11 protein-coding genes are annotated in these 19,802 nt (G+C 46.0%); all 11 read left to right on the forward strand.

Features of this window, described 5'->3' with window-relative positions; all coding sequences use genetic code 11:
- The first annotated feature begins 376 nt into the window (after positions 1–376).
- The 11 genes from BUB73_RS01515 to BUB73_RS01565 all read left to right on the forward strand — a co-directional run bounded on the left by BUB73_RS01515 (position 377) and on the right by BUB73_RS01565 (position 19,801).
- Positions 377–1,108: a hypothetical protein gene (locus tag BUB73_RS01515; RefSeq protein ID WP_073283040.1), complete on the forward strand. Its 732-nt coding sequence runs from the start codon at positions 377–379 to the stop codon at positions 1,106–1,108.
- Between the two features lie 70 nt (positions 1,109–1,178).
- Complete coding sequence (locus tag BUB73_RS01520; protein ID WP_073283043.1) at positions 1,179–1,871, forward strand: hypothetical protein; 693 nt, start codon at positions 1,179–1,181, stop codon at positions 1,869–1,871.
- Positions 1,872–2,155: 284 nt separating this feature from the next.
- Complete coding sequence (locus BUB73_RS01525) at positions 2,156–2,758, forward strand: DUF1819 family protein (protein WP_073156266.1); 603 nt, start codon at positions 2,156–2,158, stop codon at positions 2,756–2,758.
- Between the two features lie 7 nt (positions 2,759–2,765).
- A complete protein-coding gene (locus BUB73_RS01530; RefSeq protein WP_073283170.1) occupies positions 2,766–3,332 on the forward strand; it encodes a DUF1788 domain-containing protein in 567 nt (188 codons plus the stop codon).
- A 17-nt stretch (positions 3,333–3,349) separates the two neighbouring features.
- A complete protein-coding gene (gene brxC, locus BUB73_RS01535; protein ID WP_073283173.1) occupies positions 3,350–6,904 on the forward strand; it encodes a BREX system P-loop protein BrxC in 3,555 nt (1,184 codons plus the stop codon).
- Between the two features lie 9 nt (positions 6,905–6,913).
- The gene (locus BUB73_RS01540; protein WP_073283046.1) at positions 6,914–8,713 is read left to right on the forward strand and encodes a DUF262 domain-containing protein; all 1,800 of its coding nucleotides are present in this window, start codon (positions 6,914–6,916) and stop codon (positions 8,711–8,713) included.
- A gap of 16 nt (positions 8,714–8,729) precedes the next feature.
- Positions 8,730–12,263 (forward strand): BREX-1 system adenine-specific DNA-methyltransferase PglX, encoded by a 3,534-nt coding sequence (pglX, locus tag BUB73_RS01545; protein ID WP_073283049.1) that lies wholly within the window; start codon positions 8,730–8,732, stop codon positions 12,261–12,263.
- An 8-nt stretch (positions 12,264–12,271) separates the two neighbouring features.
- Complete coding sequence (locus tag BUB73_RS01550) at positions 12,272–13,957, forward strand: AlbA family DNA-binding domain-containing protein (RefSeq protein WP_073156277.1); 1,686 nt, start codon at positions 12,272–12,274, stop codon at positions 13,955–13,957.
- A gap of 218 nt (positions 13,958–14,175) precedes the next feature.
- The gene (gene pglZ, locus BUB73_RS01555) at positions 14,176–16,767 is read left to right on the forward strand and encodes a BREX-1 system phosphatase PglZ type A (protein WP_073156280.1); all 2,592 of its coding nucleotides are present in this window, start codon (positions 14,176–14,178) and stop codon (positions 16,765–16,767) included.
- A gap of 12 nt (positions 16,768–16,779) precedes the next feature.
- Positions 16,780–18,831, forward strand: a complete 2,052-nt coding sequence (brxL, locus tag BUB73_RS01560; RefSeq protein ID WP_073156282.1) for a protease Lon-related BREX system protein BrxL — start codon at positions 16,780–16,782, stop codon at positions 18,829–18,831.
- 112 nt (positions 18,832–18,943) lie between these two features.
- On the forward strand, positions 18,944–19,801 hold the full coding sequence (locus BUB73_RS01565) for a DUF4365 domain-containing protein (RefSeq protein ID WP_073283055.1): 858 nt from the start codon (positions 18,944–18,946) through the stop codon (positions 19,799–19,801).
- Position 19,802 lies beyond the last annotated feature (1 nt).

Raw genomic sequence — 19,802 nt, forward strand, 5'->3', positions numbered from 1 at the left:
CCGGGGCGCGGCGGGCCGGAGCCATAACCCTTTTTCGTCTTTAAGGGAGATTCGTGTGTGAACGCTTTCGGGACTGAGTTATCCTGGACCTGCTTTGTAAACGGAGGCTCTTGGTTCCGCGTTCACGCGGAGCGTTTCTTACGATGAAGCCTTTGTTCCGGGGATTGGAGTACTCCGCGTTCCCCGCGGGATTACGGGTCCGTGCATCGGGAGCGTTTCCCGTTCCCGGACTTACGCGTTCCCCACGGAAGTTCCCGGGGCTTTCGCGTTGCTGATACTTTGGAAAGTTGCAGCAAATGTCGCTCGTTAAGCGACTTCGGGATACGACTCCCGAAGTATATTATACCTACGACTCGTAGAATACTCGGAGGTGATTATGGATAACAACGTTGTCGATACACAGTTCTGCTTGCATTACCACGGAGAGGACGAATGTCCGTTCCGTGACGAGTACAAGGCTCGTGTGTGGATGGCTGAACTACACGCCTGCAAGAGCGACCTCGGGACTCCCCGCGAGTTCCTCTCATTCGTGTGTGCCTACATCTCCAAGTGGGACCCCTATACGTTTCAGGCTTTCCTTGCTCGTTATATCTCCGAGTACCCCGAGGTCTCGGTGAACGAAAAGGCGATGGTCGCTAGAACATACGAGGTTACCTACGATGAGTCCCTTGTCTACGAGAAACCCCGAGGTCGGACTATCTACGAGTCTCGTAATGATGGCGGCTACTTCGGGAGTAACTCGGGCGTTCTGCTCTATACAGATGGTAGACTCTACGAGGTCACGAGCTCTTCACCCGAGCCTAGGATTTCCTTTGGGTTTCCTGCCTACCGCCTTTTGGGTACGTGCCGAGAGATGGGGCAGAAGGTCAAGGCCTATCTCTTGGTGCATAGAACCGAGGTTATGGCGTTGCCTGCTCAGGCCGAGTGCTGGGATATCCTTGATGGGGCCACCTATGAGATAAAGTTCTTGTCCAAGACTTGCAAGGGCTATATGCTTCCCGAGTCGGAGGATGGTGCTGCCGTGGTGGAGATGGCCTCCCGAGTGGTGAGGCTCGTCAGGTCCTTTGGCTACTTGCGCGAAGAACAGTACGGATGGGCGGAAGAATAACTTTTTGTTGATTGACAACTTTTGGCATCGGGTACGATATATATTCGTAGGAAACCAAATGGAGGTTACAATGGCTAGATATCTGATTAAGGATGTGAAGTGTGGTGTCGTCGATGGTGGTGTAGGTCCTTGTGGACCTGGCCCCAGCGTGGTCGTTGCCGAGGTGGAGTTGCAGTCGGAGGCTGGGGGAGCCTTGTTCCTTTCCCTTGCAGAGTGCGACGGCATCCCGAATATGTACAAGACCTCAGCCAGCACTTACGACAAGCATTTCGAGGACCCGATTGACGAAGCCTTCTTCGAGGAACTGAATGCAAACGGATACGTTGACGGACTCGGGTGTTCCTACGAGGAGTTCTTTGAGGAGACCGACCACGAGTTCTATCAGGAGTTCCGATACCTGATTTACATCGTTCGCAGCGACTGGGACGAAATCGATCGCTTCAAGGCCGAGACTGTCGGCAAGTGGCTCGGGGACTTCGATATCCCCAAGAGCGATGTCGAAGAGGATTGGGAGTACGAAAAGGAATGCGATGACGCCGAGCCCGAGCCTGAGCCCGATTACGCATCTATGAAGCCTGCCGAAGCCTTTGAGGCTATGGTCGGCCACTTCATTTCTGACTCTAATCGTTGCCCCTTTGCCAAGGAAAACGGTGGCCCCTGCGACCGTCAGGCGAAGGCGTTTGATGGCTCCACTGAAACTTGCACGAGTATGCTGAAGTGCCACTTGCTCTACAAACGCTACAAGGAGTTCTCCGAGAACTAGCTTACCTCGACTCTCGGGGGCCCTACTCTTGTGTGGGCTAGGTCGTTGCCTCGTGCGTATCGTGGCTCTCGAACGCCTTTTGCTATGCTTTTATTTGACAAAACGTCGAGCATCTGTTGATATCAAAAAAGACGAGACTTGCATGGAAATCTTTTTAGTTATATTGCTTATGGTACATTGATGTTTAGTACGCTGTTTGTCGCACCTGCGAATTGTGCCGGGGCTACCACTGTGGTAAGCCCTTTTGTGGCATGTTCCCCTCGCTCTAGGGGAGGTTTTTGTTGATGCCTGAAGTTCTGTATAAATCCTCTTTGACTAGAGAGCCTTTCCTGTTCTACGAAATGCGTACAGTGAGTCGCCTTTTGGAGACTGGAATGGACCGATCCAGCATTGTTGAAACGATTGCTAAGCAGAACCTGTTCCAGTATCCGACGGAACGCTCCTCACAGCGTATGGCGAAGGCTTGCCTAGCTCGTATAGGATTCTTGCCTGATGCGGCACTGGTCCCGATTATCGCCTCTGGTCTTGTGGATGAGGCTAAACAGGCTTGTCTGTATGCTTTGATGCGGCAATATCGGTTGGTTTTGGACTTTATGGTCACGGTGGTTGGAGAGAAGTTCCGCACGATGGACCTGTCCTGGGGGCCTAGTGAGGCTCACAATTTCTTGACCCGATTAAGGGAGCAGAACGAGTCGGTTGCTGAATGGAGCGAGTCTACCACGAGGGAAGTTCGTCGCGTTCTGGTGAGGACGTTGATGGAAACTGGCTATTTGTCCGGATTAAAAGCCTCAAGCATCGAGCCTGTGACAATTTACCCGTCCGTAGAGAATGTTATACGTGCTGCCGGTGACATGACATATTTATCCGCTTTTAACTGCTTTGTGTAGGTTTGCAATGAAAGGTGATATCACTGAACGACTGGATAAACTTCGTAAGAAATTCCAAAATGCGGACTTTCTACAGGGCCATGGCCTCGCCAATGAGGTTAATATCAACATATTCTGCTATGACCCGAAAGATGAAATGGTCGTCCGCCATTTTGTATCTCAGGCTTTGTCTGACGCATCCTTGGCTTCTAAATGCAATCTGAAAGAATGCAACCTGTACAGGATTTTCCTTTCTATTTGCGATGACTTTGCAATTACGGCGGGAGCCCCTGATGTTGAAATTAAGCGTGGACGCGAGCACATGCTGAAAGTGTTGCAGCGTGCTGCCAACAATAAGTCCTTTGTGGCCAAAATGCAGTACCCGGATCATAAACTGGGTGATGTGTTGCTTTTGACTGGTGTAGGGGAGGTTTACCCGTACATGCGCATGCATTCCCTGCTGGAGGCTATCCAGCCTGAATTTTCCGATATCCCGGTGGTCGTTATGTATCCGGGTAAGTTCGACGGTCGAAGCTTGAAGTTGTTTGACAAGCTGATTCCTAACTCCTATTACCGAGCTTTTAACATTATCTAAGGTAGGTCACGATGGCTATGATCATTAGAAGTATGTTCCGTGATGACATTAACCGCAAAATTGGTGGTGTTGTCAAGGTGGGCGAAACTACCGATTCCGTTCTTGCCCAGGAAATGAGCGAATACGTCGTGACCCGCGAGCTCCGCAGGCACTTTTCGGATTTCTTTAGCGCCTACGCAGATGCCTTTGACTCGCCGACAGACGATGTCGGCGTATGGATTTCCGGCTTCTTTGGATCTGGTAAATCTCATTTCCTCAAGATGCTTTCCTTCATTTTGGCAAATTGCGAATTTGGAGGTACAAAGGCTGTAGAGGTGTTCCGTGAAAAGTGGGCCGATGCAGGCTCCTTCATGAACGTAGATAAGTCAACCAAGGCACCTACGGATACAATTCTCTTTAACATTGACATTGAAGGCTTCGCGTCAAAGGATAAAACCGCCGTCCTCAAGGTCTTTGCCAAGGTGTTTTACAACTTCCGGGGCTTCTATGGGGAAGATCTCAAGGTTGCCCGACTGGAACAGCATCTTGAATCTGAGGGCAAAACCCAGGCTTTCCATGACGCCTTCCGTGCGGCGACAAATAGGGATTGGTTTGACCTCCGTGCTACTGCGCTGGACTTTTCCCCTGCGGCGGTGGCAACTGCTATGTCCCAGGTTCTTGACATGACCGAGGAGGATGCTTACAAGTGGATTGATGGCGAGGCAAATGTGGAGACCTCCATCAAGCAGTTGGTAAGTGAGATAAGCAAGTTCGTATCCAAGAAGCCCAAGGACTATCGTCTTCTATTCATGGTGGATGAAGTCGGTCAGTATGTGGGTGCCGATACGGATCTTCTCTTGAATCTTCAGTCTGTGGTTGAAGAAATTGGTAGTAAGTGCCAAGGCAAGGTCTGGGTGGTTTGTACCGGTCAGGAAGCTATTGACGAGATTATCAAGGCCCGAGTGAACGAATTCTCCCGAATTCAGGCTCGTTTCAAGACACGTTTGTCTCTGTCCTCTAGTGCTGCTGACGAAGTTATCCAGGAACGTATTCTAAAGAAGAAGGACGAAGCAGCAGATGCTCTTCGCCAGGTCTATGAGACAAATGACTCCGTTCTTCGAAACCTGTTTACTTTTAAGGACTGCGTACTTGATATCAAGGGGTATGTTGGTGCGGAGGACTTTACCCGCAACTTCCCCTTTGTCCCTTATCAGTTCCGTCTTTTGCAGAAGGTCTTTGGCGAAATTCGTAAGCATGGAAACTCCGGCACTCATTTGGCTGGTGGTGAACGTTCCATGCTTTCGGGCTTCCAGGAAGCTGCTGTGAAGATCCAGGAGAAGAATGAGTTTGCCCTGGCGCCCTTCTATCTGTTTTATGACACGGTTTGCTCCTTCCTCAACAGCGATATTCGCCGAGTAATCGAACGCTGTAGGGAAGCTGCTGAAAATGGAAACGGTATTGAGATTCAGGATGTTGATGTCCTCAAATTGCTCTACTTGATTCGATACGTAGATGATATTAAGGCTAATCTGGATAATATCATTGTCCTTATGGCCGACAATATCCAGTTGGATAAGATTAGCAAGCGAGAAGAAATCCAGCACAGCTTGGATAGGCTTCTTTCTCAGAATTACATTGGCCGCAATGGTGAGATATACAACTTCCTTACCAATGAAGAGCAGGAAATTCAGCGTGCCATTGAAAATGACACTGTAGTCGATACTTCCGATGTGGTTTCTAAAATTGGCTCGATTATTTTTGACCAGATTTACGATATCAGGAAGTTCCGTTACGGAAATGGCAAGTACGATTTTGACTTTGACCGCATAGTCGATAATCAGACTATTTCTGGTGGCTCGGGTGGCATGATTTTGCAAATTTTGACTGCTGCCACGGATCCTGCGGATAAGCGCGATGCCATCTTGATGAACAACTCCGTTGGCCGAGCCATTGTTGTTTTGCCTGACGTCAAGTATTACGAACAGCTTGAACGTGCTATGAAAATTCGCAAGTACGTGAAGCAGCGTAATGTAGCCCAGTCCTCCAAGCTGGTGCAGGATATTATTCGCGGTCAGATAGACAACGCTGGATCTCTTGAGGCAAACGCCCAGGAACTCCTCACAAAGGCCATTGAGGGTGCTGTCTACTATGTTGACGGTAATAAGATTGATTGTTCTGGGGACGCTCGCAAGAGGCTGAACCAGGCCCTGGAAGTCCTTGTTGCCCACATCTACAAGAATCTCGGCATGGTAACCCGTAATTACGAATCTGATTTGGATATTGTATCGATTCTAAACGGGGAAGCTCCTTCCTTTGACGGTACTGAACCCAATGTGGAGGCAATGACCAAGGTTGAGGAATACCTTGACATGCAGGACCGTATGAAGGCTACTACGTCCATGGCTGACCTGCATCGTCGTTATGGTGAGAAACCCTACGGCTGGCGCGAAATTGATATTGCCGGCATTGTTGCCTACTTGATTTACAAGCAGAAGGTTACCATCAAGTATGCTGGGAATACTGTACAGCCTAATGACGCCAAAATGCTTGATATGCTCCGTCGCAAAAGCGAAACCGGCAAGACGATTGTTAGCAAGCGTCTATCGGTGTCCTCGATGAAGATGAAAAATGCAGTTAGCTTCCTTCGTGAATACCTGCATGCAATGTCTGTCCCCACCGATGAAGATGGTCTTGTAAAGTTCATTCTTGATAACCTGGATCTCCAACGCAACAATTACGCTCAGTACAAGGCTCGTTACACCGGTCGTTCCTATCCGGATTTTGGAATTGTTTGCAAGGCTATTGAACTGATGGAGAACATTACATCCCAGAAGTCCGATAACATTGCCCTGGTAGACCGTCTCCTTGAAAAACAGGACGAACTTCTTGATAGCCGCGAGCGAATGGAGCGGGTCAGCAATTTCTTGACAACCCAGTATTCTCTATTCGATTCTGCGGTCAAGTTGGCTCAGGACCTTAAGAATGACCAGGAATACATCAATGAAAATAACGAGGCCCGTAGAGCACTGGAAGAACTCAATAGCATTATTGAAATCCCTGCAGGGGAACCTTACTGCTATGGCCGTATTCCCGAACTTAACGAATTGATTTCCAGGCTTAAGACTCTACATAGCGAGATGTTGAAGGCCAAGCGTAGTGCTGTGATAAATTCTATAGCTCAAAGTAGGGAACTTGTGAAGCAGGCTGCTGGCGCCGAGGAAAGTGGCAAGGTTGCCTATTTGGTAAACGAAGCCTATAACTTCCTGGAAGCTAAGAAGGAATACGCGGATAAGTTGGCTAATTTGGCTCTTCTGGACGCCCTCCTTCCTCAAATATCAAGTAAGGTGGATGGTTTTTGCCTGCGTATCGAGGATGCTCTTAGGCAGACCGCAGAACCTATTCCCGCTCCGGATGTTCCCTGTTCCCCAGAACAGCCGAAGTCTGCGCCCAAGAAGTATGTGAAGGTGTCTCGCATGCAGGTGTTCCGCCCGAAACATTTGGAAACAGAGTCTGAGGTGAATGCTTACGTAGAAGAAATCCGTAAGCAGATGTTGAACTTGCTGAAGGGTAACGACGGTATTGAACTGAATTAAGGAGGAGTTATGTCAGATACATCAATTAACGTTAACAAACAGTGTGTAAAGGCCTTCCTTGAAACGGGTAAGGAAAAGCAGTTCCTTATACCTGATTACCAGCGCCCTTATGACTGGACCTCTGATGAAGTGGATACCTTGTTTAACGACGTATGGAACTTTGCCAAGACTCGTGGTGGATCGACCCGTGAAGCAACCTATTTCCTTGGTTGTGTGGTGTCATACATCAAGGATGGCAAGCAGGAAATTATTGATGGTCAGCAGCGCATAACCTCCCTCACGTTACTGCTTCGTGCTATCTACACCAAGTTGCAGGCTTCTTCTGACGAAAATGCGGCCAACTTTAGGAACGAAATTGAGCCGACACTTTGGCTGAAGAACAAGTTGAATGGCAAGATAGACTTCAGTGCTATTTTGCTGGAATCCAAGGTTATCAGCGACAAGGATCGAGAGTCCCTCCATACGATTCTGCGGACTGGTGTCGCACCCGAAGGCGCAACGGACAAGTATTCCAAGAATTACAATCAGTTTGTAGAACTGTATGAAAAGGCCTCTAAGGATGATGCTCTTCAGGTATATGACTTCATCTACGCTTTGCTGAATCAGGTCATCGTGATGCCTATAACGGCTGATACTCAGGAGACTGCTCTCACCATATTTACGACGTTGAATGACCGAGGCCGTCCTCTGTCTGATGCTGATATCTTCAAGGCTCAGATTTACAATCGCTTGCCTGATGCGGAAAAGAAGGAGGCCTTTATCAAGTCTTGGAAGGAACTTTCCAAGGATGCCGAAGAGGCTGGCGAGAGTATTCAGCGCTTGTTCTACTACTATATGTTCTATTTACGTGCGTTGGAGTCTGATGTAGACACGACCACGCCGGGTGTTCGTAGATATTATCTCGAGGAAAAGAAGGATAGGCTCCATAAGCAAGACTTGATGAGTAACCTCAAGGCCGTATTGGGCTTGTTCCAAGTGGTCAATTCTCAGGCTGTCGTTGAGGGTGAAGCTTGGAGTTCCGATATGGGCGTGCTCAAAGCCTTGGACGTTCTGTCTTCTTACCCCAATGAATTTTGGAAGTATCCAGTGGTGACCTACTACCTCAAATACCGTGGTAGCGATGACTTTGCAGCGAAGTTCTTGTTGTTTATCCGCAAGATGATTGTAGAACTGTTGCCGAAGTATTTGGAAACCCATACCATTAACTCGGTTAAGACGGGTATTTTGAAGCTTAATACTGCAATCATATCCAGTGATAAGCCGACGTTTGACTTCAACGTATTCTCTAATGATGATCTTCGTAAACAGTCTAAGACGCCCCATAGCAATGCTGTGCGTATGTTGCTGAAGCTTCTTGCCTATGATGAGCAGGATACTCTTCTGCCTTCCAAATGGGAAATTGAACACATTTTGCCGCAGAAGTGGCAGAAAGGCTATTTCCCGAATAATCCTGACGAGGAAGTTAAGGAAAAAATCGAACACCTTGGAAATAAGGTCCCCTTCGAAAAGAAGTTGAACATTGAGGCCGGTAACAACTACTTCACCAAGAAAAAGGACTTGTACAAGGAATCCAAAGTGGCTGTAACCAAAGCTATTGGTGAAAATGAGTCCTTGGAGGTTTGGGGCCTTGACTCCATCATTGAACGTGATGTTGCTGTAGCCGAAAGTGTAGTCTCAATCCTTGATGGTTGGCGTAAGGACTATGCCGCTGGAGGTGCTGTTGCGCAGCTTTCTGTGACTGCGGAACAGCAGGCTTTGATTGACCAACTTAAGGCTACTGGCTTTGATATTTCTGCATTGAACAAGTAACGGATTTGGTATAGCTATGGATAAGAACGCAATCAAGAATTATGCTGTGTGGGCTCGCAGAGAACTCATCTCTCGAGTGAGTCAGAAGGCTTTGCAGTATGGCATTGATGCCGATAGTGATTCAGCAGCTAATGTTCCTACCGTGAATGGCAAGGTGCTTTCCGAGTCTGAGAAGCTGCAGCGTGCCGCATTGATTGCGAAAATCCGTAAAGAAGGTTATGAGCAGGTGATGGAAGAAGTTGCCTATACTTGGTTCAATCGCTTCTGCGCCCTTCGCTTTATGGAGGTAAACGATTACCTGCCTAGCCATGTTCGCGTATTCAGTGATGACAAAGGTGATTTCAAACCGCAGATTATGGCGGAAGCCATTAACTTGGAAATAGATGGTCTTGACCAGAGCAAGGTTTATGCCTTCAAGAATGAAGATAATGATGGAGAACTCTTCAAGTACCTGGTGATTACCCAATGCAATGCGTTGAATAAAGTTCTTCCTGGAATGTTTCAGCGTATTGCTGATTATACGGAATTGCTGTTCCCCGATTACTTGCTAGAACCCAACAGTGCTGTGGGTAGGCTGGTTACAGACATTCCTGAAGAGGATTGGAAGGATGCCGTACAGATTATTGGCTGGCTATATCAGTATTACAATACGGAACCCAAAGATCAGGTATTTAAGGACCTCGAAAAGAATATCAAGATTACCAAGGAAAAGATACCTGCTGCGACACAGCTGTTTACGCCCGATTGGATTGTTCGCTATATGGTGGAGAATAGCCTTGGTCGCCTTTGGCTTGAAGGCCATCCTCAACATGCAGAGGTCTTGAAACCTAAGTGGAAATACTATTTGGATGAAGCCGAACAAGAAGATTCCGTTAAGGAACAGCTTGCTGCTATTCGAGCAGAATATGCGAAATTGAAACCACAGGATTTGCGTTGCATTGACCCTTGCGAGGGTAGTGGACATATCGTTGTGTATATGTTCGAAGTTCTGGTGCAAATTTATCAGGCATATGGGTATGATCCTAAAGATGCGGCATCGCTTATTGTGAAGAACAACTTGTTTGGCTTAGATATAGATGATCGTGCTGCGCAGCTTGCTTACTTTGCCGTGATGATGAAGGCCCGTCAGTATGATAGTCGTTTCTTTAGCCGCGGTGTACAGCCTCGTGTCTATTCCATAATGGAGAGCAACGATCTTGATCGATCGATGCTTGATTATTTTGTTGGTACGAATGAATCCCTAAAGAGGTCGATTTCTTCTTTGGTGAATGATTTGAAAGATGCGAAGGAATATGGCTCCATCTTAAATGTACATCAAGTTGATTTTGACGCAATTTATTCTCGTATAGAAGAAATCAGGAATGAGTCTAGCATCTATCAGTTGCCTGTGATTGCGCTTCTTTTGCCGTTTGTGCAAGTTGCTGAAGTAATGGCTCAGAAGTATGATGTTGTTGTAACAAACCCGCCATATATGGGTGCGAATGGGATGGCTGCAGTGCTTTCTGAATACATTAAATCTTTGTATCCTGATAGCAAAGCTGATTTATTCGCTGTATTTATAGAAAAAGGATTTGATTTACTTAAATCAAATGGCCTTTTAGCGATGATAACTATGCAGTCGTGGATGTTTTTGAGTAGTTATGAACGTTTACGTACTAAGCTAGTTGAGGCTCATACGATAAAAAGTCTGCTTCATTTAGGAATAAAGGCTTTTGATGAAATAGGTAATGATATTGTCCAGACGGCATCTTTTGTGTTGGAAAAGCAATCGATGGTGAATTATGTTGGTCAATATTTTCGCTTGTTAACCCATAATAGGGAAGAAAAGGTTGCTCAATTTTTGTCTCGTACAAATCTTTTTTTGCAGAAGCAGTCTCGGTATGAGGAAATTCCTGGAACTCCGATTGCTTTTTGGGTTGGTGAAGGCACTTTAACCGCATTTTCTTCATTCCCGCAGATGATTAGTGTCGCTGAACCAAAGCAGGGAATAGCAACCGCTGATAATAACAGATTTTTAAGGTTGTGGTTTGAGGTTGGCAATCACAGAATAGGGTTTGGTTGTAAAAATACGCAAAATGCCGTTGGTTCTGGGTGCCGATGGTTCCCGTACCAAAAGGGCGGGGATTTCCGAAAATGGTATGGTAACAATAATTTTGTCATTGATTGGGATAATGATGGTTATGCGTTGAAGCATTTTACCGACAAATCAGGAAAATTGCGCTCTGCTTTGAGAAATCTTGATTATTCTTTTAGAACAGGTTTGACATGGACGTGGATTAGCACGGGAAATTTTGGAGCACGGTTGTCTGACCAAGGCTGTTTATTTGATGTTGCTGGTTCAACAATGTTTGCAGAAAACAATTTGAATTGGTTACTTGGATGTTTATGTTCAAAAGTTGCTGATTATTTGTTGCGCATAATAAATCCTACAATCAATTTTAGTAATGGCGTTGTTGCTAAGATGCCTGTGAAATTTGCAGAAGAAGACAATGTAAATAGTTTTGTTGAAGAAAATGTTTTGCTTTCCCGTTCTGATTGGGATTCTTTCGAAACTTCGTGGGATTTTCATAAACACCCTTTGGTTCCATCTCGCGATGAGCTGGCAGAAAACGCTATGTCTCAGTTTGCGGAAGACCGCTTGACAAAGCTGGGTTCTATCCTGTGGAATTATGAACGCTGGGAACGAAAATGTGAGTCTCGTTTTAATACTCTCAAATCCAATGAAGAAGAGCTGAATCGCATCTTCATTGACATCTATGGCCTTCGGGATGAGTTGACGCCAGACGTGGAAGACAGGGACGTCACTATTCGTAAGGCTGATCTTGAACGAGACATCAAGAGCCTCATCAGCTATGCTGTTGGCTGCATGTTTGGTCGCTACAGCTTGGATAGGGAAGGCTTGATTTATGCTGGTGGTGAATGGAATCTCGCTGAGTATAAATCCTTTGAGGCTGATCCCGATAACATCATTCCTATTTGCGACGATGAATACTTCTCTGATGATATTGTCGGTCGTTTTGTTGAGTTCATTAAAGTTGCGTATGGCGCAGACCAACTAGAGGATAACCTAAAGTTTATCGCTGACGCTCTTGGTGGCAAGGGTACGCCTCGCGACATTATTCGCAGTTACTTCCTCAATGATTTCTTCAAGGATCACTGCAATACCTATCAGGTAACCGGTTCTGGTAAACGCCCCATCTACTGGCTTTTCGATAGCGGCAAAAAGAATGGCTTCAAGTGCCTCATCTATATGCACCGCTATCAATCCGATACCATTGCACGAATCCGTACCGATTATGTTCACGAGCAGCAGAGCCGCTATGATACCGCTATTGACGGTATCAACTCCCGTCTGAACGAGGTTATTTCTTCCAGTGAACAGGTTCGCCTTAAAAAGCAACTTGCCAAGCTCATGGCACAGAAGGAAGAGGTTCATACCTATGAAGAAAAAATCCATCACCTGGCCGACCAAATGATCTCCATCGATTTGGACGATGGAGTTAAGGTCAACTACGAAAAATTCAAAGACGTTCTTGCAAAGATTAAGTAGAGTTGTATATGGCACTAATGATAGACATAGAAAACCTGCTGAGCAAACAGAAGGTGGAAAGTAACCGAGTGGAATTCAAGGAAGGCTGGAATCCCGATGCGATTTACCATTCCATCTGTGCCTTTGCCAATGATCTTGACAACCTAGGAGGAGGCTATATCCTTGTTGGTGTTAAAGAGGTTAATGGCGTTGCTGAACGCCCTGTATTAGGGGTGCAGCTGGATGAATTGGATGAAATCCAAAAAAGCATGACGGGTTTCAATAACAAGTTTGATCCTTATTATCTTCCTCGAACATCTGTAGAAGAGGTGGATGGGAAGAATGTCTTTGTAATATGGGCTCCAGCGGGTGCGAATCGACCGTACGAGATACCGACGCATGTAACCGTTAGTAAGAACTGCCCAAAGGCCTTTTATGTTCGCTCGGGAACCAGCTCCATTGAGGCTAAGGGGGAGGTTCTTGATGAACTGCGCGATATGGCAAGTCGCGTTCCTTTCGATGAACGAGGAAACCCGTCCGTTAAGCTCACGGACATTTCTCCTGTGCTTGTTTATGACTACTTGCGCAAAGTCGGCAGCAAGTTGGTTTCTGCATCTCAACCGTCGGATATGCAGTCTATCTTAGAGCAAATGAACCTTTTTGATGGACCTGTGGAAAACAGGGCCATTAAGAATGTTGCCGCAATGATGTTTTGCGAAAATCCTCAGCAATTCTTCCCCGTGTCTAGGGTTGAGATTGTCATTTTCCCGGATGGTCGTGAACAGAATCCAGATAATATCATTGAACTGTCGCCTATTGAGGGACCGGTCACGAAGATGATTGCCGATACCTTAACCTACCTTAAGACCAATGTGGTCAAGGAGGCGGTGGTCAAGCAAAAGGATAGTGAACTCTCTTTAAGGTATTTCAATTATCCTTATCAGGCTCTTGAAGAAGCTGTGGTTAACGCCCTGTTCCATAGAGACTATAAGGACCGTGAGCCTGTTGAAATAACAATTGAACCCGATAAGATTAGCATTTTGAGTCATTCCGGACCTGATCGGTCTATCTCCAGGGAGGCTATCAAGGAAGCTAAGGTTTTGAGGTCTCGTAGGTACCGAAATCGCAGATTGGGTGAGTTCTTAAAGGAATTGGAACTGACTGAAGGTCGTGCTACGGGTATTCCCACTATCCAACGCGGTTTGGCGTTGAATGGCTCTGGAAAGGCTGCCATAGACACTGATGATGAAAGAACTTATTTCTTGATTGATATTCCGTGTCATCCGGAGTTCTACAAGGCTTATTTGAGAAGTAAGGGCTTTAGTCGTGAGCGCCTGTTGAAGTGCTTAAAGGGGTACATGCTCCAGGTTAATAATCTGCTTATCATCCGTAACTTTGGTGGTGGTGAAGAACCTAAATATATCCCGGTGTTTAGTCAAACTGAACTTGAAATTCTAGGAAAGGTTTCCTCTGAAGATATTGCTGGTATGGCGGAACTGGTTTTCTCCATGGAAGGGGCTATGCCTATCGTAAGTCTTATGCATGCTGCCCATGAGAGCAATAGGAGCCGTTTCAGGAATAAGATGTTGACGCCTCTGTTGACGCTCCGCTTGATTGAAATGACGATCCCAGATAAGCCCAATAGCCGCAATCAGCAGTATAAGTTGACGGACTCGGCTTATGAGCTCTTGGCCCATTTTGAGCAAGTCGAGTAGGCCTTGTCCCAAGTCGTGTCCCAAGTTAATTTTACGAGAAAAAGATGAGACTTTTACGAGCTTTTTTGATACTTTTTATCTAGAATTGTTGAATTTTGCTCAAAAAAGGCGTTTTTGCCTCGTAAAAATTACGAGAGATTACGAAAAATTACGAGAAAATACGAAAGATTACGAGAAATTGTCCCAAGTTATGTCCCAAGTTAATGCGTGAGTCTTAAATGGATATAGAGCAGATTGTATTAGAGTTGAATAAAAGGTTTGCACAGCCCCTGCCGACGTTCTACCGCCGTCGTATTATCGTGTGGAACGATGCCGATGGGGAATTCAAGGACGCTGTCGATGAGCTCTCCTTGGATAACGCCAAGGTGGTCAAGCTGACCGGCAACAACAACTTTGCCGTAAGAAAACTCCTGTCCGTAGATGATCCGGATAGCAATATCCTGCTCTATAATCCGATTGCGTACGACAATCCGGACGATAACTGGCTTCTGGATATCGAACTTTATGGCGAAGAATTCCGTGCCGATATGGTGTCGATATGGATGGAGGAACTCCATATCGCAGACAATCCGACCTTACGTGAAATTGTCAAGCGTTACCGAAAGTTCTTTGGTTCTAAGGAACGCCGAGACCGCATTACAAGATATTGTTTTGACCTAGGTTCCCCCAGTAAGATAATCCTTGCTGTAATGGCGGCTATTGGCAATATGCGTTCTGCAAATGCAAAGTATGTCATTCGCAAGGTTCTCATGGCCGGTTTGAATGTGGGCGAGAACGATGTTATTGCAGAGTTCTCCAAATATGGGGTTGATGACGACTTTGCGAGAGTTATAGCTAACCTAGGCTATAGCGAGACGGACTTGAACCTGGAACATCTTGCTTGCCATATCCTGCTTACCGCTGCAAGCCAGTCCATTGATCCAGACAATTTGGCTGGTTTGGAGAACTATGTATCCGAGCCGCATCAGCAGCCCTGCTATGAAATCGTATCGGAATGGATGCATTCTGATGATATTGAATCGTTGAAGGAAATTGCGGATCGGGTCGAAAAGGTTACTGACTTGACCAATATCCTTCGAAAGCTGGATGTTGACGATATTCTGGGAACAGAATGTCTGCCCTGCATTGATGAGGTTATTCTCGGCAAGATCATGGTGGACGTGGCTGACCAGAACGTGGATATAGAACTTATCAGACGTGCCGTTGAAAAACGCCGTACCTGCGTATGGTACGATTCCTGGCGCCCTATGTACGAGGGCTTGCTGCAGGTGTCCAATATGCAGGCGTTCTATAAGGCTCATGCTGCTGCGGGCTTCCATATTGTGGAGCCTAAGAAGATTTGGGAAGCCTATACCACAGAGTATTACAAGATGGATACCTATTACCGCAATTTCCTTAAGAATTTTGCGGAGTATTCCTATAATGCCGATCTTGACGATTTGTTTAAGAAGGTTGCGGATCAGGTTGAGAACCTTTACAAGAATTGGTTCTTGGGCGAATTAGGTGCCAACTGGACCAATTCCGCTGCCGAGGAATTGGGCAAGTTGGGGTATATTGACGGGATTGATCGTCAGTGCGACTTCTATAATCGATATGTGGCCTCAGCGAAGAGCCGAGTCATTGTAATTATCTCTGACGCCCTACGTTATGGTGTTGCAACATCCTTGGAAGAACAGTTAAAGAGGGAATCGCTCTGCAAGGTGAAAATGAGCAACATGCAGGCTGTTTTCCCGACCATTACCAAGTTCGGTATGGCAGCTTTGCTTCCTCATAGCAATTTGACTGTAGAGGTTAAGGGCTCTGATAAGACTGAACATTTGGCTGTTCTTGCAGATGGAATGTCTACGGACGCTGGCAACAGAGATGCTGTTCTAAAGAATGGTAATGCCAAGAGTGTTGCCATGAAGGCTGACGACTTTAAAGCTATGAACCGTTCGGACCTGCGTCAGATTGTGGAAGGTATGGAAGTTGTGTATGTATACCACGATACAATCGACGAGGCAGGTCATAAGGGTGATATATCCGTAGCCTGCGATGTTGCCGTTAAAGAAATTGTGGACTTGATGAAGCGTATTTTCAACATGTTCACTGCACCTAGTGTCATTGTTACTGCGGACCATGGCTTCCTATATACCCGTAGCGCACTTTCTGAAGATGAAAAGGTGGATAAAACCTCCGACAATTCCATGGACGTTGAATATGGACGCCGTTATGCCATTATGCAGAAAGGGGCGACTCCGGATTATCTGATGCCGGTCAAGTTCCTCTATAATGACGATATGGAGGCTTTTGCTCCTCGTGAAAATACCCGCATAAAGATGCGCGGTAATGACGGCAATTTTGTACATGGCGGCGTCAGCCTCCAAGAAATGGTTGTTCCGGTGGTAGAATGCTATTTCTTGCGTGGAGGAAACAAGGAACTGGTGAATAATCGTTCTAAGTACGAAACTAAGCCTGTGTCAATCAATTTGCTTTCTACTGGCCGCAAGGTAAGCAACTTGATCTTTACGCTGGATTTCTTCCAGGAAAATCTGGTATGTGACAATCGAGAAAAGGCTGAATATAAGGTCTATTTCGTGGATTCTGCTGGCAATAAAATTTGCGAGGAACAGAAGATTGTTGCAGACAAGAAGACCGAGGATGAAAAACTTAAGCCCTTTAAGGTCAATTTCAAACTGAAACAGGCCAAGTACAATAATACGGATGATTATTATTTGGTCATTGCAGACGATAAGGGACTAGAAGTTAACAGAATTAACTTCCAAATCGATATACCCTTTGCTACAGACGACTTTAACTTCTTTGCTTAATTAGGTAATGGTATGAGTGACGTTCGTGAAACTATTAAGGTGAAGCTCCGTGAAAACTTTGCGGGTAAGATTGTCCGTAAGGACCTTACGAAGAAGATTAAGGAAGGGGCGAACGTTCCGGTATATGTCCTTGAGTTCCTTCTAGGTCAGTATTGTAGCTCCGATGACGAGACTATCATTGAACAGGGGGTTCAGCAGGTTAAGAAAATCCTTGCTGATAACTTCGTGCGCCCTGATGAAGCGGAAAAAATTAAGTCGCGTCTTCGCACCAAGGGAACCTATACTGTAATTGACAAACTCTCGGTTACGCTCAATACGAAAAATGACTGCTACTTTGCCGAGTTTTCGAACTTGGGCTTCAGCACTGCGGAGGGGATTGTTGTTCCCGACGAGTATCCTGAAAAGTACGACCGACTGCTCTGTGGTGGAATTTGGTGCATTGTTCAGCTTGACTATGAGTTCGTTGAAGAGGAAAAGGGGGTGACCCCTATCCGAATCCGCAAAGTGACTCCGATACAGATGCCTCGAATCGACATTGACGAATTGAAGGCTGGGCGTAAGGCGTTCTCCAAGGAAGAATGGATCGATGTTATGCTCCGTTCCACGGGTATGGAGCCTGATTCCCTCACGGATCGCGAAAAGTGGCTCCTGATGGCTCGTATGCTGCCTTTAGTGGAGAACAACTATAACCTTTGCGAACTAGGCCCTAGAAGCACCGGTAAGAGCCATATTTACAAGGAAATTTCACCGAATAGTATCCTTGTGTCTGGTGGTCAAACCACTGTTGCAAACCTCTTCTACAATATGGGTCGTAAAACCGTGGGACTTGTTGGCCTTTGGGACTGTGTCGCCTTTGACGAAGTTGCAGGAATCAACTTCAAGGACAAGGATGGTGTTCAGATCATGAAGGACTACATGGCTTCAGGTTCTTTTGCCCGTGGCAAGGAAGAGAAGGCCGCCAGTGCTTCTATGGTATTCGTTGGCAATATCAACCAAAGCGTGGACGTTCTTCTTAAGACATCCAGCCTGTTTGATCCGTTCCCGCCTGAAATGGGGACTGATACGGCTTTCTTGGATAGAATCCATTGTTATGTACCTGGTTGGGAAATCCCTAAGTTCCGTCCGGAACACTTCACTGGGGACTACGGCTTCATTACCGACTATTTGGCCGCATTCGTCCGCGAGTTGCGTAAAGAGCAGTATGGGGATGCCTTGGACCGTTATTTCCATCTTGGCAAGAACCTTAACCAGCGTGATACCATTGCGGTCCGTAGAACTGTTGGTGGCTTGTTGAAACTGATTTACCCTGATGGAGAGTTCTCCAAGGAACAGCTAGAGGAAATCCTTAAATTCGCCTTGGAAATGCGTCGCCGCGTCAAGGAACAGCTGAAGAAGCTGGGTGGCATGGAATTCTATGACGTAAATTTCTCCTACATCGATAATGAGTCCTTTGAGGAACATTATGTGTCCGTGCCCGAGCAGGGTGGTGGAAAGTTGATTCCCGATGGAGTTTGCAATCCCGGTCAGGTTTACACGGTTAGCCTAGGAAAATCGGGCATGCTGGGCGTATTCCGCCTAGAGAGTCAAATGCTTCCGGGCAATGGCAAGTTTGAACGTACGGGTCTCGGTAGCGAGCGCGATGCCAAGGAATCCTCTAGTGCTGCGTTTAACTTCTTGAAGGCAAATGGCAACCGTATTAGTGGCTCGATTAGCACGACCTCCAAGGATTATATCATCAACTATCAGGACCTTCAGGGTATTGGAATGACATCCACGCTGGCTCTGCCTTCGTTGATTGCCTTGTGCTCCATTGCATTGGACAAGCCGACCATCGGCACTATGGCTGTGCTGGGTGAAATTAGCATGAGCGGCACCCTGATGAAGGTGGAAAACCTTGCAAATGCCCTCCAGGTATGCTTGGATAGTGGTGCCAAGAAGGTTCTGCTGCCAATCACCTCTGCCGCCGATTTAGGAACGGTTCCACCGGAACTTGTCGGCTGCTTCAATCTCATCTTCTATAGCACGGCCGAGGACGCCGTATTCAAGGCTCTCGGGGTGGAGTAGACTGTAATCGAAAAGTTTACACGAATTTACCTAACTATATCGTGCAAACGATATAGTTTCTTGGCTGTACAACGAAAATGCGCTTGAAAGGGTTGGCGCAAGGAGAATAATAATGCTTCCGCAGAGAACTGCTCAACATATTAGTGATACGAAGGCTCTTCGTCTAATAATTTCGAAAATTCCTGATAAATGGATTGTCCGAAATTTAGAAGAACGTGATTATGGAATTGATTTGACTTTAGAACTGTTTGAAAACGATCCGCTAAATGCTGGAAAACAAAGGCCTAAAGGTCAGTATGTTCTACTTCAAGTAAAGGGTGCTGAAAAAAAATTTTCACCCAAGAATGGATTGTGTAAATTTTATTCGTTTAAAACGGCTACACTGGGATATGCCAATTTGTTCAATATACCGATGTTTCTTGTTTATGTGACTCACTTGGATCAGAAAATCCATTATGTGTGGTTACAAAAGTATATCGAAAAAAGACTTCGTGGAACTGATTGGGGCTTGGTTGAAAAGGTTAATATAGATGTCCCTGAGGAAAATGATTTATGTACCGATAATGGTCAAAACAAGTTTGAGGCCTTGGTAGAGCAAGATTATCGAGAGAAGGAAGCCAATGAAGTGATGAAAAAGTTCTTTTTCTTGAATCAACTTATGTATGGTTCTTTTAGAACTTTGGATAAAAAAGATTTGATGGATGCATGGATTGATTTTCTTGAAACCGCGTTGACCCTACAGTATTTTGATGACTATGATTCGTTTACAACGTATGCTGACATAGATGACTTGGAAAAGGATGCTTTGGATATATCGGGGTTGTTGAATTTCTGCAAGAAGGTGAAACGTCGTAGAAAAGCCCTTTTGGAGAATGAGCACTTGTTGCTTGGAGGGTGTTTGAAAAAGTTGGCTGAAATTACTGATTTAGCCTTGTCTGCTTATCAACAGAATTTCAAATTTTCTTTTTGAC

The sequence above is a fragment of the Fibrobacter sp. UWH6 genome, assembly GCF_900142465.1.
Taxonomy (GTDB): domain Bacteria; phylum Fibrobacterota; class Fibrobacteria; order Fibrobacterales; family Fibrobacteraceae; genus Fibrobacter.